The sequence below is a fragment of the Streptomyces sp. NPDC057253 genome (assembly GCF_042669125.1).
Classification (GTDB): Bacteria; Actinomycetota; Actinomycetes; order Streptomycetales; family Streptomycetaceae; genus Streptomyces.
Genome location: NZ_JBHUXV010000269.1, coordinates 1 through 4,164, shown reverse-complemented (window position 1 = coordinate 4,164; position 4,164 = coordinate 1). Strand labels below are relative to the sequence as shown.

Genomic DNA, 4,164 nt, shown 5'->3' with positions numbered 1-4,164 from the left:
GGTCTGCTCCGCAGACACGACGCGCCGTCGCTACGCGACGGGAACTCCCTTGCTCCGCAAGGGAGTTGATGGATAGTCACTCCGTGACTATCCATCCGAATTGCTCCGCAATTCCCAGAAATTCGCTCCGCGAATTTCTGAAAAGCGCGGGCTAGGCCGGTGAGTCGGAGTCAGTCCGAGGGAGTCGGAAACAGACTGACACAATCTCAGAAAAGCCCCGCCTTGTTATGGATACCGAATCCCTCGAATCCTCTTCCCGAATTCTGAACTGAGCTTCCCTCAATTCCCCTATTCCCCTATTCCCCTATTCCTCTATTCCCGACTGTAGTCGAAAATGCGCGTTCGAATCATTCCCAGCAACAAAATGGTCACAAGTCCACGCCGAGCATGGGCGGCCTCAGCTCCACACCCCGCCAGCAACCCCACCTCATCAGGCCCCACGTCCGGCCGCTCAGCCACCCCACGGCGCGGCGGCGGCAGCCGACGCGCAGCAGGCATCAGGCCGCCCTCGATCCCCGAAGCCGCCGCCTCCACCCGCCCCCGCACCCATTCCTCACTCATCCTTCAACCGGCGCGGGATAAGTGGCAGCAGAGGGGATGTCAGCAGGCGTACCAAGCCCGCACGTTGGGGTGACCAGTAGTGACGCGGGAGGGCTCCTGGAGGCCGCGCAACATCTAGCGCAGCCTGTAGCGCAACACCGTGGCGCAGCATCTAGTGCAACCTGTAGCGCGACAGGGGTTCCACCCAGACGCTGAACACACTATTATTTGAAGTCCTGGGAGAGGCGACCCCCGGGAACCGCAAGGGACCAACGAAGGGGAAAACGTGGAAATCCGGATCACTGAGGGGAAAGTGCGTCGGGTACCGGGCGCAGAGGCGCCCATGACCGAACTTGCGATTCGTGCGCGCACGATCGCAAACCTGCTGCCTCTTGTGTGTGTACGGGCCGGGGTGAGGATCATTCACAACTCCGACCGGAATTACACTGGAATTCGGTTCGATACCATGGCCGTCGGCCCGGTCATCTTGGAAATGCCGAGGGATGGAGAGCCTTACCGTCTGGTTCAGGAGTTCATTGTTCCGGACGAGGCAGGGCGTATGGAAGTTGAGTTGCGTCGCTTCCCCCAGATCTACAAGCCCCAGGGAATCGCGCACATCACGGCCGAGTTTCTCCGGTCGAACGGGTTCCTGAGGTAATCCGCACGGGGCGCCCCGGTTGGGGCGCCCCCCTTCCACCCGGCATCACCGAGAGGAGAAGAGTCATGGAGAACACGCGGATTGCAGGGCAGGCCCAGGAAACCGGAGCGTCGCTCACGGACGCCGAGAAGGAGCAGGCCGGTTACGCGCTGAGGGAGTTGGCGCGCAGTGAGAGCGACCCGGAAGCGCTGAGGGTTCCGCACGAGCAGTTGGAGATGGTCCGGCCGTTCTTTGAGCTGGGTTGGGCCATGGGGGTGCGCACCGGTCACACGGGCCCGGCGATGGCTGATGTGCCGGTTGACCGTGCGACGATCGCGCGCGCTTTCATGCTGCTGATGTCCGAGCGCGTGGCGGATCAGTTGGTGATTGCTGTTGCCCGGAGCCTGGACCCGCAGCACGCGGGACCGGTGCTGTGGCAGAAGGTCAGGTATCACGGCAGTCAGACGCAGCGTCACGGCATGTACTGGGTAGGTGCGATCCACGCGCACGCCGACCCGTTCAGCTCGGCCCCGGAACTGCGCTACGACCTGTGCGAGATGCGCGGTGTGGTGCTGGTTTCGGTGGTCACGAACGTACGGCGGACGAGTCTCACGCCGTTGAGTGAGCACCGCAGGATGTTCTAGGTGTGCTGGTCAGGGGTGGGCTGAAACACACTATTATTGTAGTTGTTCGGGAGGTGGTGGCGCCGCCTCCCGCCCGCAGAAGCCAACGAAGGGGAATCGCATGACGGAGCAGGAAGCCCGGGAGATGCTGCCGGAGGTACGCGCGTACGTCGAGGCCATAGAGGCTGCCTCGGCTGAAGAGGACAAGGTCAGGCAGGCGGCTGCCGCGCGGTACCCGAAGCGGTTCGACTGGGACGAGGAGGGACAGCGGCAGATCAGCGCCCACAACAAGGTGACCGGCGAGGCGTACAGGGCGCGGGTCCATGCCCAGGACGACGCTTGGAGCGCCCTCAAGACGTCCAGCGACCCTCTGGTGCGGTGGATCGCGGAGAACTGCGCCGAGTACCGCGATCACGCCCGGCAGGTCCTGAGCGCGCTTCCTGCCACGCTCGGTGAGCTGGACGCGTTGGCGGAGCAAGGTGGTTGGTGTGGCGTCTGGGACGCGTTCCGGCAGCGGGCCATCGATGCCGGAGCCATGCCCGGCCCGGTTCCCCCGAGCCCGGCGAGGAAGGCGGTACTGGACCTGATCGATCGGGAAGGTTGCTGCGCCATGGGGTCGGCGTCCAGGCGCCGTATCGGCGAAGCGCTGGATGCACTCATTCAGGAAGCCCTGACATCTGCCGCGAGCGCCACGGAAGCGCGGCCCGTCGAGGTCACGGCGTGACCGAGACGAGCCGCAGGCCGCCGCACCCCGCGTAGCGGCGCCAGCGAGCCGCCGCGCCCTGCTTCGACTCCTCGGCAGGGCGCGGCACCGGCCGAGTCCCTTTCGGCCCCCGTCGCTGCCCCGTCCCGCCAAGGGCGACGGACCGGGGCCGCCCGCCTGGCCCGGGCCGTAGCGCGGCGGTACTGCACTCGGGGTGCAACCGCGGTTCGTGTGTGCGCGGCACCCTCAGAAAGCCGGCACCCACCGCCCCCTACCGCGCCGGCCGGACGAGAAAGGGTGCACGTGCAGAGAAGCGCACGCCTGCAGTAGCCCGAGCCTGCAGTTCAGGGGAGGGTTTACCCACACCCAAAACACACTATTATTGAAGTTGTTCGGAGGTGGTGGCCCCGCCCCCGGCCCGCAGAGACCAACAGTGAAGGGGAACACCGCATGACTCAGCAGTTCGCCGAGCGCGCTACGAACCTCGCCCCGACCGGCGCCCGCAACGCCGACCTGTCCGATCTGGTCAGCATCCTGGAGGACGGACAGCGCCGGAAGCTGGACGTCATCGCCCCCGCATCCGCACTGCGGATGCGCGAGGGAAACGTGATCGTCGAAGGTGTCGAGGCCCAGCTCAGCGCGCGGGGCGTGACAGCCGTCGACGGCGTCTACCGGCCCACCACCGTTGCCGACGAGGGGATTTCCGACAAGCTCCGCATTCCGCTGGCGTACCTGCGCCGCATGCGGACGGACAACGTTCCGCTGCTGGACGAGAACGTGAACGCGTGGATGCGGCAGGAGCCGGAGCGCCGTTTCATGCTCCGCGCGTTCCGTGGCGAGAACGGCCCCGGCATGCCGTCCGAGGGCGTGGCCCGCGCGCTGCTGTCCGACAGCTACAAGCTGATGGACAACCTCGACATGCTGCTGGCCGCGCTGGACGGGGTGGAGAAGTCCGGGCACCCGACCCGGATCACGGGGTGCGACCTCACGGACCGGCGCATGTACGTGCGCGTCGAGTCCGAAGCGGTCGCGGTCCAGGCCCGCAACCTGCTGCGCGGCTACCGCTCCCCCTTCGACGGCCGCAGCGGTGACGAACTCCCGATGATCTCGGCCGGGTTCGTCATCACGAACAGCGAGGTGGGCGCGGGGGCGTACACCATCACCCCGCGCGCGGTCATCCAGGTCTGCCGCAACGGCCTCACCCAGACCAAGGACGTCATGCGCGCCGTGCACCTCGGAGGCAAGCAGGACGAGGGCGTTGTGAACTGGTCCGGCCAGACCCAGCGCAAGACGCTGGAGCTCATCACGTCCAAGACCACCGACGCCGTGCGCACCTTCCTGTCACGGGAGTACGTCGAGGCCAAGCTGAACGAGATGGAGGCCTCCGCCGGGAAGACGCTGGACGAGCCGACGAAGACCATCGAGCACGTCACCAAGTCGCTCAGCATCGGCACAGAGACGAAGGACCGCATCCTTGCCCACTTCATCCGGGGTGGTCAGATGACCGCCGGGGGCGTGATGCAGGCGGTCACGTCGACCGCGCAGACCCTCACCGACGCCGACCAGGCCGCCGCCCTGGAAGCGCTCGCGGTTCCCGCCCTCACGGCCGCCGCCGCGCACGGCTGACAGACCCCCGTGCGGGCCGGGCAGCTCCCCCAGCC

The 4,164-nt window shown here is 66.5% G+C and carries 4 protein-coding genes; all 4 read left to right on the top strand.

Annotation, left to right across the window (positions count from 1 at the left end):
* Positions 1-826 precede the first annotated feature (826 nt).
* The 4 genes from ACFULQ_RS48730 (at position 827) to ACFULQ_RS48715 (ending at position 4,129) form a co-directional block, all read left to right on the top strand.
* Entirely contained in the window at positions 827-1,198 is a 372-nt protein-coding gene (locus tag ACFULQ_RS48730) for a hypothetical protein (protein ID WP_383558193.1), read from the top strand.
* Between the two features lie 65 nt (positions 1,199-1,263).
* Positions 1,264-1,821: a hypothetical protein gene (locus ACFULQ_RS48725; RefSeq protein ID WP_383558191.1), complete on the top strand. Its 558-nt coding sequence runs from the start codon at positions 1,264-1,266 to the stop codon at positions 1,819-1,821.
* A 100-nt stretch (positions 1,822-1,921) separates the two neighbouring features.
* Complete coding sequence (locus ACFULQ_RS48720; RefSeq protein WP_383558189.1) at positions 1,922-2,524, top strand: hypothetical protein; 603 nt, start codon at positions 1,922-1,924, stop codon at positions 2,522-2,524.
* Positions 2,525-2,953: 429 nt separating this feature from the next.
* A complete protein-coding gene (locus ACFULQ_RS48715; protein ID WP_383558188.1) occupies positions 2,954-4,129 on the top strand; it encodes a DUF932 domain-containing protein in 1,176 nt (391 codons plus the stop codon).
* The last annotated feature ends 35 nt before the right edge of the window (positions 4,130-4,164 follow it).